Origin of the sequence: Anaerobiospirillum sp. NML120511 (assembly GCF_023050955.1) — a bacterium.
Classification (GTDB): Bacteria; Pseudomonadota; Gammaproteobacteria; order Enterobacterales; family Succinivibrionaceae; genus Anaerobiospirillum.
The window spans coordinates 17,315-33,622 of the sequence record NZ_JALKIK010000015.1 but is presented as its reverse complement, the minus strand read 5'-3'; the positions used below and the strand labels follow the sequence as shown (position 1 = coordinate 33,622).

The following is a 16,308-nucleotide window of genomic DNA, read 5'->3' as shown; positions in this document are numbered from 1 at the left end:
TCCAGTGGTATTTTTATTTTGCAGGCCAACATGATCCCCAAACCGCTCTGAAAATCCCCTTACCAGGCCGCCGGTAATCAGATATCAGCAATGACACTCTTCTAAATATATTACAAAGCTTCTGCTCACAGTATTTATCCCCGTAATGCTGCTCCGTCTTTGCAGCAGCGTGCCCGCCCGACATACTGACTTAATCCCCTCCCTGAGTGCATCCGGCTGTACTCACTTACATCCCTGATCACGCCCATACCCACGCCCTTTCCTTGCTAACTTACGCCCTTCCTTACATACATACTGACAGCCATCTCACTCATGCTTCATGCCTGAACATGCCTCAGGCCTGTTAATCATCAATGAAGAGCTCCACTGTTGCGTTGTGTCTCACTTACCCAACATATCAGCCGTTCAAAACTGCATGTCTGCCCTGAAATTTCCAGGATTGCAGCTGCTGACTATGCTCAGGATATATGGTCCCAACATCCATGCATTAAGTCTATATGCTCCGCATGTACTCTCTTGCCTGCATGTGACTTATATCCCTGTTGTAATGCATGTCATGCATTTAACTCATGGCCATTATGCGCCCAATTTCATAAATATAATATGTTTTGTAAAGCATATTTTGTTGTGTCAGGTGATACCCCACATATCTTCATGTACTTAATACTGCAGCTGATGGCCGCATGTACTGTTGCAACACCAGGGCATGAAGCTACTGGTTAAGAGCTCGTGCCAGAGCTTATTGCTATAAGAGTTATCATCATGAGCCCTGTCCGTCGCTCATGTAAATACCATACCCTGCAATTCATTACAGCCTGACGAATATTCATTACATAATGTTATGTAAAGAGATACTAAAGGGAGTTGCCAGCTATACTCATTTAGGACATCAGTTTACAGACTTGAGAGGTACTGTATGCATGGGAGTGACTGAAGAGGCACTGCAATGTGCATCGTACGGGGAAAGTGAAAGGGATGGTAACGCTTTGACAGCCAGGGACCAGCTGTTGTAATGGAACAGACTTCGCTGATGGCTGTATTAATTTGTCCCGGCATTACCTGGCACTGACATGACGAACGAGCCAGCTAAAAGGATTTACTTCCAGGCCTTGCCTGGAATTAATGAGCAAGTGGCGTTACAAATGACCAGGGATGGCCATCAGGTGAAAGCCATGCAGATGCATGCATGAATGAATGAATGAATGAATGAATGACTGTATGGCGAATTGCTGGATGGACGTGATCAAAGTAACATGAGGCCTGCTGCTTTGGGGATGAATCAGCGCAGAATGGCAATTACATAGTAAGGGTGCCAGGTAAGGCATACGCCCTTTTGACTGGCATAGAGCTGCTCATAGCGCGCCAGCAGCTGGCGGAACCGTCCGGCACTCAGAGGAGTGGAGCTCAGTGCTGTTACTCCCGTGTCCCGCAGAGAACGGAAGAGCTCCAGGGCACCAGGGAAATACTGATGCTGCACATCAAAGACAATTTCATATTCGCCCGGCAGAGCAACCTGTGCCACAGCCTGTTCTATCTGCTGGCAAGTGAGATAATCAAGGCTCAGGCCCGCCATATCACGAATCTGGGCAAAGTTGCCCTCATAAAATGAGGAGAATGCCAGAACGGTAGCCCCCTGGCTGCGACTTGACTGGCAGCAACTCATGCCAGACTGGCTTGAACTGAAGCCCGACTGGCGGCAACCCATGCCAGACTGGCTGGAGCTGCTGCCCGGCTGGCTGGAGCTGCCCTTAGCAAGTACTGAGCAATGCTGCAGGGCATCAGGCAGTGAGCTGAACCACTGGAAAGCGGCATTGCTGACGATAAGGTCAAAAGGCTGCTCCAGAACGTCACTGTCAGCAGCGCTCAGTTCCATGGCATTACCGCACACATAGCTAAGCTCAGGATGTGCCTGCACAGGGTAGTTGAGGCTTTCCTTGCTCAGCTGTGCCTCTGAGGCTGCCTGACGTCCGGCAATGGCCTGCAGATTATGCTCAATCATGGCCATGCTGAGGTCATTAAGACACAGCTGGGAAACAGGCAGATTATTGAGCAGCTGAGCTGTGAAATTGCCCGGGCCACAGCCAATCTCCAGCACGCGCATTCCGGCATGCCCCATTGGCATCATGTCATGCTTATCTCCAGCCTCGCCGCATGCAGCAGCTGAGCAGGCGGCAGCGGCGGCGCCAGCTGCGGCGGCTGAGTAAGCTGAGTCAGCTGCGGCTGCATGGGCCGCTGCGTCAGAACTGCCATGACTGTAACCATTGCATGTGGCCGGGCTGCCCTGGCAGCCGGTAGCTGTCAGTGCTGGTATCAGCCGGGATCTGGTGCTCAGGAAAGATTTGAGCAGTGTGCACAGGCGGGCACCCATGGCATTTTGCATGTGGGCATGCTGCTCATAGGTTGGTGCTGCACGGGAAAAGGAACGCTGCAGAAAGTTAAGGTCAATGTTCATATGGCCAAAAACTAATTCTGCTCTTACAGGCCGGAGATCAGGACAGGATAATCTGCCCTGCAGCGCAGGTCGGCAGAATCGAAAAGCATAAGGATAAACAGCTGGTTGCCCGCAGCAATACACAGGTAATTCGCAGCATTCAGGGCAAAAAAGTAACGGGCACGGGGCAAGGGGCACTGCGGCATATGGAGCAGTGCCTTATCGTCAGGCAGTGCCTTGATGTGCTGATGCTGCAGCACAGCTGGACGCTGTCGCTCTGAAAGTGCTGATGCTACAGCGCAGCTGGACGCTGGCGCTCTGAAAGTGCTGATGCTACAGCACAGCTGGACGATGGCGCTCTGGAGCTGCCATGATAAAGCCAAAGAGCTCCGGGCACAGATGGGCAGCGTGGACCAGCTTCAAGGCAAAGCCGGCCGCCTTTGACTGTGCGCTCTCAGGACGGGCCTGACCTCCAAGGCGCATCAGGCCATAGCTGTGCCAGTAATGGTACTGGGCTGCAGGAGGTATGATGACATCGCCAAGTGATACCCATGCCTCATCAAAGTAAAATGCCGCCGCCTCAAGTGAGGAAAAGTCATCACTTACAGGGCAGGTATCAGGAGCATCGTCAAGCTTTACAAAAGGCATGAACTTGAGCTCACAGCGATATTCATCCACGCTGCGGGTGCTGCGGGCAGCATCGGCAAGAGCCCGGCACTGGGCTGAAACACGGTAAATTGCTGAATCGTCTACATCCTCAACCTGCTCAACACCAATTTCAGCTGCTTTGGCGTAGGTGCACATGTTTTTGACAAAGTGCTTATGCATCACGGCCGAGAAGCGATCCAGAGTAGCATCATAAACTGGCGGGTCGATACCAAAGTTCATATCAACACTGAGCACAGTACCATTGACAGCAACTGCATGGACAATACGGCTGCGCAGAACCTCAAGGTGCTCAGCCAGCGCCCGCGCAATACGCACTCCAAAACTCCAGGCAACAATCTCAATTTCCTGGTAGGAAGCACACAGCGCCTCAAGAGCACTGCAGTCCATGTCAGTCACATCAAAGCTCTCTCCCTGAGCAACAGCATAGCCATCCAGTCCCTGAGAGTAGTTGCAGATAATATACAGGTCCAGTACGCCGCCCGCTCCCTTGCCGCTGTTACTGACGGCACCGGATGCAGCTCCGGCCGCTGCTGCTCCTGCCGCTGCTGCGCCGGCTGCTGTTGCGCTGGCGGCAGTTGCCCGGACACGGGCCACCTGACCGTAGACCTTTTTAACCGCCACTGGCTCAGCAGCATCCTTATGAGCACACATAATCTCACTTAAAGTCTTGCCATCCTGAGCAAAGCCGGCAAAGAACATGCGGGCACGGCTGCCTGATATCTGAGCTGACTGCTGAGAGCTGAGCAGACGGCAGCTGTTATCACTGAAGCTGATCTGATAAATGTCCATGACTGACCCTTGCAAAGAATGGAGAAGAAAGGCGACGGAACGCGAATTGCGGAAGCTGCAGCATGCCCCGGCATTTAAACTGTACTGGCAAAGCCCTTACGGACAGGCGGTTTACATCGCAAAGCGTCCGGAATGCTAATGGATATTGTGAGATACGGGTTGTTGTGGAATACGGGATGGGATCGGCCTTTGGGTGGATCCCGCACCGTGCATCTGAGAGCTAATTGCTGTCAACAAAATAGTGTCGGTGATGGCTGATGACTTTGGTGATGCGGTCGATATCGTCTATGCGGATATTACAGTTGAGGGTAAGACGCAGGCGGGCCTGACTTGCCGGTACTGTAGGATGACGTATTGGCATGGCCAGCAGGCCATAGCGCTTGAATATGTCACTGGCCTCAATAGCCTTCTGGCTGTCACCGGTAATAAGAGGCTGAATCTGGCTTTCTGATGGTGCCAGTCCCAGCTCTTTGAGGTTATTGTGCAGATACTGGGTTATTTCCCTGAGGTAATTGCGCTTGTAGCGCAGGGCGTCACTGGCAAGCAGACCTACCACATAAAGGGAGAAGGTCACATTAAAAGGCGGCAGCGCTGTGGCATAGATAAGAGGCCTCATGAAATTGACCAGATAGTCCTTAACCTCACGGGAGCACAGCACAAAAGCTCCAAAGGAGCCTATGGCCTTGCTCAGGGTGCCCATGATGAAGTCCACCTTGTCCACCAGGTTGAGCTCCTTGCACAGACCAAGGCCGTCATCGCCATAAAGACCAAAACTGTGGGCCTCGTCGACATAGACCAGCACATTGTCATAGCGCTCCTTGAGAGCCACAATCTCTCTGAGACGGGCACGGTCGCCATCCATGCTGAATACGGACTCGGTAACAATGACTATGTTTTCATACTTGTCGTGATACTTCTCAAGCAGTATCTCAAGATGCTTCATGTCATTGTGGGCAAAGCGCATGCTGCGGGCCTTGCTCTGAAGCATGCCGTCAATAATGGAGGCATGGGCCAGACGGTCTACCAGCAGCAGATCATTGCGGGTAAAAAGAGTGGAGATAATACCGGTATTGGCATCAAAGCCTGAACCTATGTACAGACAGGTGCGCTCTTTTTCCTTGGGAGCTTCATAGCCCATGGCGCACTCACGCTCAGCCAGGGCCTGATAGTCATCAGTCTCACAGCCGCTGCGGTGACGCATCTCATTACTGGCAAGTTCTCTGCCCCATACTGACTGACTTTCACCGCTGAGCTCCCCCTGAAGGGATGGTACACAGCCGTTGAACAGCGATGCTACCAGATCTTCAAAATAGGCATAGGACAGGTGATTGCCGGTAAGAAGGCGTGAGCCGGTGGCACCCGAGCACAGGGTACGCAGCATAAACTGGGTAGCGTAATTGCTGCCAGTACCTGAGCTGTCCATCATGGTATTGATGAAAGATGAAAGAAATTTGGTATCGCGGGCTATACCCAGATAGTCATTGCTCGACAGATCAATATAGCGGCTGTGGTCAACCACGATATTGTCATCCTGGAAATTGATAAGAGGCAGTTCGCGCAGATTACCCGCATCCTGACGGGCTTTGAGCTCTGATCTCAGTCTTTTGTAAAATTGCATGCTCACAGCATTCACCTGCCTTATCTGAAAAGAACCATGACTGTCATTTAACCCTGCCCCTTATGCCCTGCCCACATGACAGAGCAGCATACCAGGCCCTCTGCAGTGCGCCTTTGCCCGGCATCGCCCTGCTGGCCATCCATTGCCTGGACTTGCTACGCATGCTCCAGTGGTGGCCGTGCCCTGCCGGGCAATTCCTGACCAGTATGAGCCCGCCCTTGCGGGCAGCGCCACGCACTGTCCAGGCTGAGCCCGCCCTTGCGGGCAATGCCCCGCACTGTCCAGGCTGAGTCCACCCTTGCGGGCAGTGCCACGCACTGTCCAGGCTGAGCCCGCCCTTGCGGGCAATGCCCCGCATTGTCCAGAATGAGCCCGTCGTTGCAGGCAATGCCTGACCAGGCTGATCTTATGCTCAATGGAGCATTAGAATCCTGCGGTAAGTCCTGTCCATGGCCTTACCAGAGCCTGCAGTCTGCCCATATGGAGGCCATATTATGCTCATGCCGGTATGAGGCATTTTGTTACCGGCAATCGCCCGAAATTCAGGCGCATAAATTATATGGTTTATAGACCAGGCACTCAACAAAATCAGGAAATTTAGCCATCTTTTGACCTGCTCAGTGCTCAGTACATGCAGCTTGCCAGGCAGCTCCCATATGCCAGGTGCCCTTATTACAGGCCGGGGAGCTGGCGCGCACGATAATGACAGCGCGTCTGTAGTACATGCGCCTTGTATGTGCTGTCTGGCATGTGCTGTCTTACACCTGCTCTCTGGAATGTGCACACAGGCACGGGAATATGCACGGGACGTGGTGTTATGGGGCAGATAAGTGATTCTGCGGACATATGTGGGGACGGGGCCGGGAAATGATAAGGAAATGCAGGAGGCGGCGTGCGGGCCGGGCGTACTTTTGCGCCTGTGCTAATATGTGGGTTCCGTTTATTTCACGTCAAAAAGGATGTTATTGGATGGTTTCCAACACTGACACCAAAGACATGGAGCAGGTACACGCCTGCCAGTGCCATGATCAGAAAGGGGACAGCAAAGCTGCTTCTTCTTGCTGCCCTGACTCTTCTGCCGTTTTAAATGAGAAGGAGCAGGAGACCAGCTCAGGTTGCAGTTGCAGCTGCACTGACAGCGCCCCTGAAGGAAGCTCATCTCATTCAGCCCATGGCTGCTGTGGTGCCACTGAACATGCCCACAGCTGTGGCTGCCGTGCCTCAGATTACCAGGTACATCAAAGCAGTGCCGATCTCTTTACTGACGAGCCTGTTTTTGTCGGCATGAGCGTGGAGCAAATCAGCAGTGAAATTCTCGATCGCCTTAAGAGCGGCGGTCAGATTACAGCCAATGAGGCCCGCTGGTGTATGGAGCAGATGCCTCTTGAGGATCTGATGGAGCTTAGCCACAAGGTAACCTCCAGCGTAGCTTCAAAGCATGTCAGCCTGTGCTCCATTACCAATGTAAAATCCGGCCGCTGCCCTCAGGACTGCAAGTGGTGCGCTCAGTCCATGCACTTTAAGACCGGAGCTGAGGTCTATGACGTCAAGAGCAAGGAGCAGTGCCTTATTGAGGCCAGAGCCTGCTATGAAAAAGGCGTGGAGATGTTCTCCCTGGTAGCCTCTGGCAAAAAGCCTAACCGCCAGGACTTTGAAAAGCTCCTTGAGGTAGCTGACTACCTGCGCGCCAATGTCCCAATCAAGCTGTGCGCCTCCCTGGGCCTGCTTGATGAGGACATGCTCACTGAGCTCAAGGCTCATGGCATCGAGCGCTACCACTGCAATCTGGAAACAGCCCCAAGCTATTTTGACAGGCTGGTAACCCGCCACACCATCAAAGACAAGCTCAATACCTTAAAGGCAGCGGAACTCGTGGGCATGGAGCTGTGCTCAGGTGGTATTATTGGCATGGGTGAAAACAGCCTTGACCGTCTGGAGCTGGCTCTGGCCCTGCGCGAGCTGGGCATCAAGTCCATCCCGGTAAATGTGCTCCACCCTATTGAGGGCACTCCTCTGCACGGTTCAGCCCCTCTTAGCGATGAGGAAGTGCTGCGTGCTGTCAGCATGTTCCGCCTTATCAATCCTGATGCCCATCTGCGCTTTGCCGGCGGCCGTGCCCTGCTGAGCGATGAGGTGGTCAACAAGGCTATCTACTGTGGCATGAATGCCGCCATTGTAGGCGATCTGCTCACTACCCTTGGTTCTGATATCAACTCAGACCGCGAGCGTTTTGCCCGCCACCACTACGATCTGCCGGAAATCCCGGCCACCGCCGCTGCCGGCGTTCAGGCCGCTCTGGACTCAGCCCACTGACAGCCATCTGGCCGGCCCTGACGGCCCGTCCTGACGGCCTGTCATTACAGGCCTCCCTGCAGGACCTGTCCAGAGGCGTACCCCGCCCGGACGGTCCGCTTCTGCAGGCATTCATGCCCGCATGCGGGCATGCAGGCGGCCCGCCCCACAGGCAGCTGTGCGGTCCTTGCAGATAATGGCCCAATATACTGATCCGGCCTGAGCTTATGGCCGTGCAAGATTACTGCAGACGCCACCGTATTGTCATTACCTGAGCTAAAACGGTTCTGACAGCGGTGGCGTGCTTTTTAAAGCTAAATAGACAGGAGGACAAATGAGTTTTAACGATCTCATTGATACCTTTGACCAGCAACACCTGTGGCACCCTTATACCTCGGCCCTGCAGCCGCTGCCGGCACTGAAGGTGGTCAGCGCCCGTGAGCGTACCCTTACCTTAAGTGATGGTACTGAGCTTATTGATGCCATGTCCTCATGGTGGTGCTGCTCTCTTGGCTATCAGGTCCCTGCCATTACTATGGCGCTCAAGGAGCAGGTCGACAGGCTGCCTCATGTCATGTTTGCAGGCCTTACGCATGACCCGGCCATCAATCTGGGTAAAAGACTGTTAAAGCTGCTGCCATACATGGAGCATATCTTCTATGCCGATTCAGGATCAGTGGCCACTGAAGTCAGCCTGAAAATGGCCCTGCAGTATCAGCGCGCCCGTCAGCGCCCGGAGCGCACCAACTTTCTGACCGTACGCTCGGGCTATCATGGCGACACCTGGAATGCCATGTCAGTATGTGACCCTGAGGGTATGCATACTGTCTTTGGCAAGGCCATGCAGCAGCGCCTCTTCGCCGCCAATCCTGAAACCCCGTTCCCGGGCAGCACAGTATTCAGCAAAAAGCGTCCGCACTACGCCCCCGCCCCGACAGGCAGCATCGCTCCTGCAGGTGCCACCGCAGGCGCAACTGCAGCCGGAGCCGGCGCTGTACAGGCAGCTGCTGCGCCAGGCTGCGCTTTTGACCGCCATGACCTTGATGACATTACCGCCATGGTGGAGTCGCACCAGTCAGAAATCGCCGCCGTTATTCTTGAGCCAGTGGTTCAGGGAGCAGGAGGCATGCTCTTTTATCATCCTGAGTTCTTAAAGGGCTTAAGTGAGCTGTGCGATCGTCATGACATTGTGCTCATTGCCGATGAAATCGCTACCGGCTTTGGCCGTACCGGACGCATGTTTGCCTGTGAGCATGCCGGTATTGAGCCTGACATCATGCTGCTGGGCAAGGGACTGACAGCCGGATATATGACTCTGTCAGCCGTGCTGTGCCGCAGCCATATTTCTCAGGCTGTTTCCCAGTCCGATCCTTATGTCTTCATGCATGGCCCTACCTTTATGGCCAATCCTCTGGCCTGCTCAGTAGCCTGTGCTGCCATTGACAGCCTGATGAACTTTGACTGGGCAGGCCGCACTGCCGCCATTGAACGCATTTTCAAAGAGCAGCTTTACCAGTGCCGAGACTTCAAATGTGCTGTTGAGGGCCGCGCTCTTGGTGCTATTGGCGTTATTGAACTTAGTGAACGCGCCAATGTCCCTGCCATTCAAAAGGAATGTCTCAAGCTTGGAGTATGGCTGCGTCCAATGGGCAATCTGCTCTATGCCATGCCACCGCTGACTACTACTGATGAGGAAATGATGAAGATATGCTCAGCCATGAAGGCCATTGTGGCCGCCATGGACGACGGCACCATTGCCTCAACCTCCCTGCCGGTAAACGACAGCCTTATCTGACCGCCACACACGCAGCGCCCGCCCATGCACCATAACTGCCGGGCAGCCCGCCGCCGGCGCTGCCTGCGCTGAGCGCAGCGGCTCCGCTGCGCTTTTTATCAGGGCCGGCACACAGGTGCCTGTCCTTAAACGCAAAAAGGAAGCCCGGGGGGCTTCCTTTTTGCTTTATGCGCTGCGGGCAGGACTATACGGTCTGGCCGTGCAGGGCGCGTGGATTGAAAATCTCGTTGAGATTGCAGCGCAGATTGAGCGAACGCTGATTCTTGCCTACTGTGGCTATGATGCGGGTCTGGGTGAAGCGCTCAATAAGATTGCAGGCATCACAATGGGCATAATTGCTCTCATCAAAGCCGTTGACAATAATGCCCTGAGGGGCAAAGCCAATGTTTCTCAGGTAATAGACAGCCAGAGATGCCTGATTTAATGAGCTTGAGGACATGCGCAGCACTACTACGGTATTGAGCTTGAGCCTTGAGATCAAATCCTCCTGCATCAGTACCTGGTTGTCCTCCATGATAAGCGGACAGATAACCTCTCCTGTACCCTCAACTACCATGACAGGGTGAGTGGCCACATTCCAGCCAAAGCGCTCCTGAATAACACGGGGATTGATGAAGTTGCCGCTTTCGCGGGCTGCAAGATGGACAGGCAGATTCTCGGAGTAGACATAAGGGAGCATTTCGCTGAGCTCCTGGCCTACATTGCACTTGTTCTGAATAGCGGCTGCATCACTCATTTCAATGCTGCTGATGCCGGCCTGAGCAAATTTGAAGTATCCTGGATTCTGTCCAGAGCGTTTGAGCGCCTGAATAAGCAAGGATGCAATATAGGTCTTGCCTACCTTGGGCTCAGCTCCCAGTAAAATCACACTCTTCATGAAATACTCCAAAAGCGCACTCAAGCTTGCGCACAAACTAACCGAAACAAATACTCCCTGTCTGCCAGCAGGCTCACATACACTTCAGGCAGACTTTGCTGCCTAAATAATAGCCTATGCTGCAGACAAGTAAAAGCCACCCCGATCGCACAATAGCCATATTCACTGCTGCAGCCGCAAATAACAAAGCGCATCGCTGTCCCCATCAGGGTCAGAAAAGCCGGGACTTTGCTGCCCTGTAAACGTTCAGGCCATTGCAATTGCCCGCCATGCCCGTACCCCATATACAAGGCAACACATAACGAGCATGCAACTGGAATGATGTTTTCCGTATGCTTCCTGAGAAAAGGCAATGGAGGCACTCTAAGACAGTGGCCATAATGGCCATGACCGGCATGTCCCTGACCGGCATGCGCTGACCGGCATGCCCATAACAGGCCCGTACCTGACCAGCATGCATTGACCGCCATGCCCATGACAGGCCCGTACCTGACCAGCTTGCATTGACCGCCATGCCCATGACAGGCCCGTACCTGACCAGCTTGCATTGACCGCCATGCCCATGACAGGCCCGTACCTGACCAGCTTGCATTGACCGCCATGCCCATGACAGGCCCGTACCTGACCAGCTTGCATTGACCGCCATGCCCATGACAGGCCCGTACCTAACCGGTATGCACTGACCGGCATGATCTGACTGACATTTGCCCTCCTGGCACAGCCCCAGAACAGCCTTGAACAGCGCCGACAGGTACGGCCCTGCAGGCTTGGCAAGCAGCAGGACTGCGGGTCTTGCCAGGCATTGCCAGGCCATTTATTCTGACATGCTGAATAAGGCCAATGCCCTGATATAATGCACAGCGCAATTTGTCCTGCTATCCGCCTCGGTTCATGCCATGGTACAAAAGCCCACGATGCCCCCCATCACGGGCTGTGCCATAACCGGCTCTGCCCACCTTAGGGACTGCACTTCAGTCATGGCAGGCGCTGCCGGCGTCGGGACCAGGTACCAGGTACCCGGGACACTATGACAGGCATATGCAGCTCCTGCTAAGGACTGCATGTTTTCCAGTGAGGTTTTTATGGCTGACTACTCTTTATTACGCAGGCTTAACCTTGCCAACCCATGGCATTTGCTGGCTGTAGGCCTGGGTTCAGGACTGTCGCCAAAGGCCCCGGGAACAGCCGGTTCATTTCTGGCCATGTTTTTCTGCATGGGCCTTTTGATGTGCCCATGGTATGTCACCATTATTACAGCCGTCGTAACCTTTGTGCTGGGCGTCAAAGCCTGCAACGAGGCTGAAAAGGCGATGGGAACCCACGATCACGGCGGCCTGGTGATTGATGAATTTGCCGGCATGTTCATCTCCATAGCCTTCTTCCCTCAGGGCCACTGGGAGCTTGCCATTCTGGCCTTTATACTTTTTCGCTTCTTCGATATTCTCAAGCCTTTCCCGGTCAACATTGCTGACCGCAATATCAAAAGCGGCCTTGGTGTAATGGTAGACGATGTTCTTGCGGCCCTGTATGCCCTGGCAGCCGGCCATATCATTCTCTACTTCTTCTCAGACTGGCTGCTGCTCAGCTAATCCCAGGGACCATAAACACAGACCATAAACCAGTACCTGCCGCCACATGCTGCCGCCCGGCATTACAGCTCTACTTTGTCCCGGCCATGCAAGGCACATGTGTCCTTGCAATGAGCAGCAGACAGCAAGCAGGGCATAAAATGGCCATGCGCAGCATGACTGTGCAGAGCAATGCCGACTGAACCTGGCTGTTCCCAGGCCAAAAGTTCCCGGCAACGCCTGGCATCATGCCAGGTAAATTACAGCCCCGGCACGGCAGTGCTGTGCAGCACGGAGCGGGGCGGCGAGGCGCTCAGTAGCAGCTGCCAGCGCCCGCGCAAAAGAAAGGCCCCATAATGACTGAACATTACGGGGCCTTTCTTTTTTCTCAGCACCAGTGTGTACGGGCTCAGGATCCGGACAGTCAGCTTGCCAGGAAGCCGCCTGCCTGCTGCTGCCACAGATGATAGTACAGGCCGCGCTTTTCAAGCAGCTGCTGGTGGGTGCCCTCTTCGACTATGGTGCCCTTGTCCAGAACCAGAATGCGGTCCATTTTAAGCAGAGTGGACAGGCGGTGAGCAATGGCTACCACTGTTCTGCCCTCCATAATGGAGTCCAGATTCTCCTGAATGACAGCCTCAGACTCTGAGTCCAGAGCTGAGGTGGCCTCGTCAAGAATAAGCACAGGCGCCCCCTTCATGACTACTCGGGCCAGCGCAATCTTCTGTCTCTGGCCACCTGAGAGCTTGACGCCGCGATCGCCTACCATGGCATCAAAGCCCGAGGCTCCCTTGAAGTCAGACAGACTGGTAATAAAGTCCAGAGAGTCAGTCAGGGTGGCCGCACGCAGCAGCTCATCCTCGTTATACACAGAGCAGCCGTAGGTAATGTTTTCACCTACAGTACGGTGCAGCAGCGCCGGATCCTGGGCCACCATGGCAAAACCTTCATGAAGATCTTCCTGACGCATATTGCGCACATTGATGCCGTCGACCAGCACTTCACCTGAGCTGGTGTCATAAAAACGCAGCATCAGGGCTATCAGCGTGGACTTGCCCGCTCCTGACGGCCCTACCAGACCTACCTTTTCACCCTGCCTTATATGCAGGCTCAGGCTGTTTAATACAGGCTTATCCTTGCGGTAGGCAAAACAGACATCACGAAACTTAATATCACCCTTGATGACACCTGGATTGTCAGGGTTCTCAGGATCCTCAATGGCCTTTGGCTGAGCAATGGTGTTGATGCCGTCATAGACAGTACCGATATTTTCAAAGATAGCGCCTATCTCCCACATCATCCAGCGTGACATGTTGATAACACGGATGGATACGGCAATGGAAATGGCTATGCTGCCCGGGGTAATCAGAATTTTGGCCCACAAAAACAGAGCCAGAGAAGTAGTGGAAATCAGCAGTGCATAATTCATCAGCTGCACTGAGACATCAAAAAGAGTGAGGATACGCAGGGCCTTATACTCAGTGCGTATATATTCGCTCATGGCATCCTGGGCATAACGGCTTTCACGGCCCCTGCCACCAAAGAGCTTTACTGTGGAGATATTCACATAGCTGTCTACTATGCGGCCCACCATGTCAGAGCGGGTATCGGCCTGACGCTGGGCCATACGGCGCAGCTTGGGAATAAAGATGAAGATAGCGCAGCTGTACAGTATCAGCCAGCCCATCAGAGGCAGAGCCAGATAGAGGTCAGAGTCAGCCAGCATCCAGGCCATGGTGGCCAGATAAACCACCAGATGGATAACCACATCCATGAGCTTGAGCACTGAGGTGCGCACAGCCATGGCTGTCTGCATCACCTTGTTGGCTACACGTCCGGCAAATTCCTCGGTAAAAAAGGACAGTGACTGTCCCAGCAGATAGCGGTGTACCTGCCAGCGTATCTGCATGGGGTAGTTGGGTGAAATGGTCTGATGGAGCAGCAGCGAATGCAAAATGGTGGCTGCCGGCAGAATAAAACCGGCCATGAGCAGCATAAAGACCAGGGGACGGCCGTACTCATTGATAAAGAAAGAAGGCAGACTGCTGCTGGTCCAGTCCACTATCAGGCCAAGGCAGATAAAGAACAGAGCTTCGCCGGCAGCCATCAGGGAAGTCAGAATGGCAATGAAAAAGAGAAATGGCCACAGACCACGGGTATAAAAGAGAATGAACCTGATAATGCCCTTAGGCGGCTCACCCTTAATATCCTCGGGAAAAGGAGGGACCAGCGTCTCAAAAAAGCGCCATACTCTTTCCACCATCAACCTCCATCAAAAAACTCCGAACAGCTCTTCGGCCTGAAAGCCCATACCCAAACCGTCATCCGCACCAGCCCAGCCAGCAAGGCCTGCACAGCTGGCCAGCTCCGCCGCCTTGCATCTCCGCCGGCCATACATAACCTGAAAACTCAGGCAGCTGGTACACGATTCCGGCATGCCATGATACTCCCAAAATACCATTATGTAAGTATGGCCATGGTACTTAAAGCATAAGCATGACCCCATAAGACCTCAGTTCAGGCATAAGCATGACCCAATGGCCCCAGGTTCAGCCATCACCTGGCCCCAGGAAATCTCAGTTCAGGCATCATGAATGATATCAGGACCAGCTATATGACGAATGCCCTGATCACTGACAGCCGCGATAAAAATACTCTTTTGCTCCGATTATGAGCGCCCGGACTGAGACGAATGTATCAGTGCCCCGCCTCACATCCTGACATTATGCTGAGTATTACCTGAAATGAGCCATGGGCAGGACCTTATCCCTCTCAAGTGACAGCCCAAGGGCTGAAAAAGGAACGGCATTTGGTCTTAGCATGCCCTGCCCGGCATCACTGGGATGGCGGTCATTAGTGCCCTCAGGCCACACCACACATAATCGAACTGCTCTCCGTAAGTTTACGGGCAATATTTGCCACGTAAAATCCATGAATTTAAACCCGTTTAAACCCGCTTCACAGGTATATCTAAATGTATCATGCGCACTAAAAATCAGGTGTTTTGCCAGGTAATGCTTTGCTTCTTGAAAAGCCCACAGATACGGGATTACATTCGTAATTTAGATACATAAATATCATGAAATGGCATATTGGATGCTAATTACTGCGTAGCAACTTACAAGGTTATACAACTATTCTGATTAACAACTAAGCCTGCACACACATCAGACAGATTAGGGATCTGACTGCAGCAATTAGACAGCTGGGAGAGAAAGAACATGGCTTTATATGTCAATACGAATGTAAGCTCCATCACAATGCGCAAAGAAAGCTGAGCAATGCCACATTAAGCTTAAATGTGTCCTATCAGCGCCTGTCCTCAGGCCTGCGCATCAACTCCGCCAAGGATGACGCTGCCGGACTGCAGATCGCTGACCGTTTAACCACTCAGATAAATGGTCTTAATCAGGGTAACAGAAACACCAATGACGGTATCGCATTAGCTCAGACCATTGAGGGTGCGCTGGACGAAACCACCAATATGCTGCAGCGTATCCGTGTGCTGGCTGTTCAGTCCGCCAACGGTACCAACTCTCAGAAAGACCGCGACGCAATTCAGGAAGAAGTAACTCAGCTTTCTCAGGAAATCACCCGTATTGCCAATCAGACCACATTCGCCGGTCAGGAAATCCTGCTCGGTAAGGATAAAGGACTGATCCCTGCTGATGGCAAGCTCACTTTCCAGGTAGGTGCCAACGCCGGTAACACCCTCAACCTCAACTGGTCTGTTGCTTTCCACCTCAGCGGCATTGCCGACCAGGCTGGCCTTAATGCAGCCGCCCAGGCAGACGGAAAGAAGGGCCTGATTAAAGATGCCGGAAACAATAATGCAATCCGCTTTACTGTATCTACCGCATCAAGCGCTACCGCTACTCTTGCTAATATTGATGCCCTGATTCAGGCTGTTGACTCCAAGCGTGCCAACCTTGGTGCTTTGCAAAACAGAATGGAAAGCACTATTCGAAATCAGGCAAACATCTCAGAAAATCAGTCTGATGCCCGCAGCCGCATAAGAGACACAGACTTCGCCTCTGAGACTGCAGCTCTGACCCAGAATAACATTATCCAGCAGGCCTCTCAGTCTGTTCTTGCTCAGGCTAACCAGCGTCCAACTATCGCACTGAGCCTGCTCGGCTAACAGCTGAACAACTAATTTCTATCTCTCATTATCATTTCAAGAGGCGGGGACCACCCCGCCTTTTTTATGTTTTATAAAGCATAATTTCCAGATACTGCACAAGTGCTTAATATTGCTCAAAGGCATGC

At 53.2% G+C, this 16,308-nt stretch carries 8 protein-coding genes and 1 pseudogene; 4 read left to right on the top strand and 5 right to left on the bottom strand.

The window, feature by feature from the left end; genetic code table 11:
* Positions 1-1,279 precede the first annotated feature (1,279 nt).
* From MXE39_RS05930 to MXE39_RS05920, 3 genes are all read right to left on the bottom strand, one after another.
* A complete protein-coding gene (locus MXE39_RS05930) occupies positions 1,280-2,452 on the bottom strand; it encodes a methyltransferase (protein ID WP_246977174.1) in 1,173 nt (390 codons plus the stop codon).
* Positions 2,453-2,764: 312 nt separating this feature from the next.
* Positions 2,765-3,889, bottom strand: a complete 1,125-nt coding sequence (locus MXE39_RS05925) for a pimeloyl-ACP methyl esterase BioG family protein (RefSeq protein WP_246977173.1) — start codon at positions 3,887-3,889, stop codon at positions 2,765-2,767.
* A gap of 220 nt (positions 3,890-4,109) precedes the next feature.
* Positions 4,110-5,507, bottom strand: a complete 1,398-nt coding sequence (locus tag MXE39_RS05920; protein WP_246977172.1) for an 8-amino-7-oxononanoate synthase — start codon at positions 5,505-5,507, stop codon at positions 4,110-4,112.
* Positions 5,508-6,476: 969 nt separating this feature from the next.
* Between MXE39_RS05920 and bioB the strand changes: the two genes are divergently transcribed.
* Together bioB and MXE39_RS05910 are read left to right on the top strand one after the other, a co-directional pair.
* Positions 6,477-7,820: a biotin synthase BioB gene (gene bioB, locus MXE39_RS05915; protein ID WP_246977171.1), complete on the top strand. Its 1,344-nt coding sequence runs from the start codon at positions 6,477-6,479 to the stop codon at positions 7,818-7,820.
* A 313-nt stretch (positions 7,821-8,133) separates the two neighbouring features.
* Positions 8,134-9,594 carry an aspartate aminotransferase family protein gene (locus MXE39_RS05910; RefSeq protein WP_246977170.1) on the top strand — a complete coding sequence of 487 codons (1,461 nt, stop codon included), beginning with the start codon at positions 8,134-8,136 and terminating at the stop codon, positions 9,592-9,594.
* Positions 9,595-9,778: 184 nt separating this feature from the next.
* Here MXE39_RS05910 and bioD read toward each other — a convergent pair whose 3' ends face one another.
* Positions 9,779-10,471: a dethiobiotin synthase gene (bioD, locus tag MXE39_RS05905; RefSeq protein WP_246977169.1), complete on the bottom strand. Its 693-nt coding sequence runs from the start codon at positions 10,469-10,471 to the stop codon at positions 9,779-9,781.
* A gap of 1,082 nt (positions 10,472-11,553) precedes the next feature.
* Between bioD and MXE39_RS05900 the strand changes: the two genes are divergently transcribed.
* Positions 11,554-12,060, top strand: coding sequence for a phosphatidylglycerophosphatase A (locus MXE39_RS05900; RefSeq protein WP_246977168.1), 507 nt, complete (start codon positions 11,554-11,556; stop codon positions 12,058-12,060).
* Between the two features lie 403 nt (positions 12,061-12,463).
* On the opposite strand, the gene MXE39_RS05895 is transcribed toward MXE39_RS05900, so the two are convergent.
* Positions 12,464-14,302, bottom strand: coding sequence for an ABC transporter ATP-binding protein (locus tag MXE39_RS05895; protein WP_246977167.1), 1,839 nt, complete (start codon positions 14,300-14,302; stop codon positions 12,464-12,466).
* A 958-nt stretch (positions 14,303-15,260) separates the two neighbouring features.
* Between MXE39_RS05895 and MXE39_RS05890 the strand changes: the two are divergent.
* A pseudogene (locus MXE39_RS05890) lies at positions 15,261-16,180 on the top strand (flagellin).
* Positions 16,181-16,308: the final 128 nt, after the last annotated feature.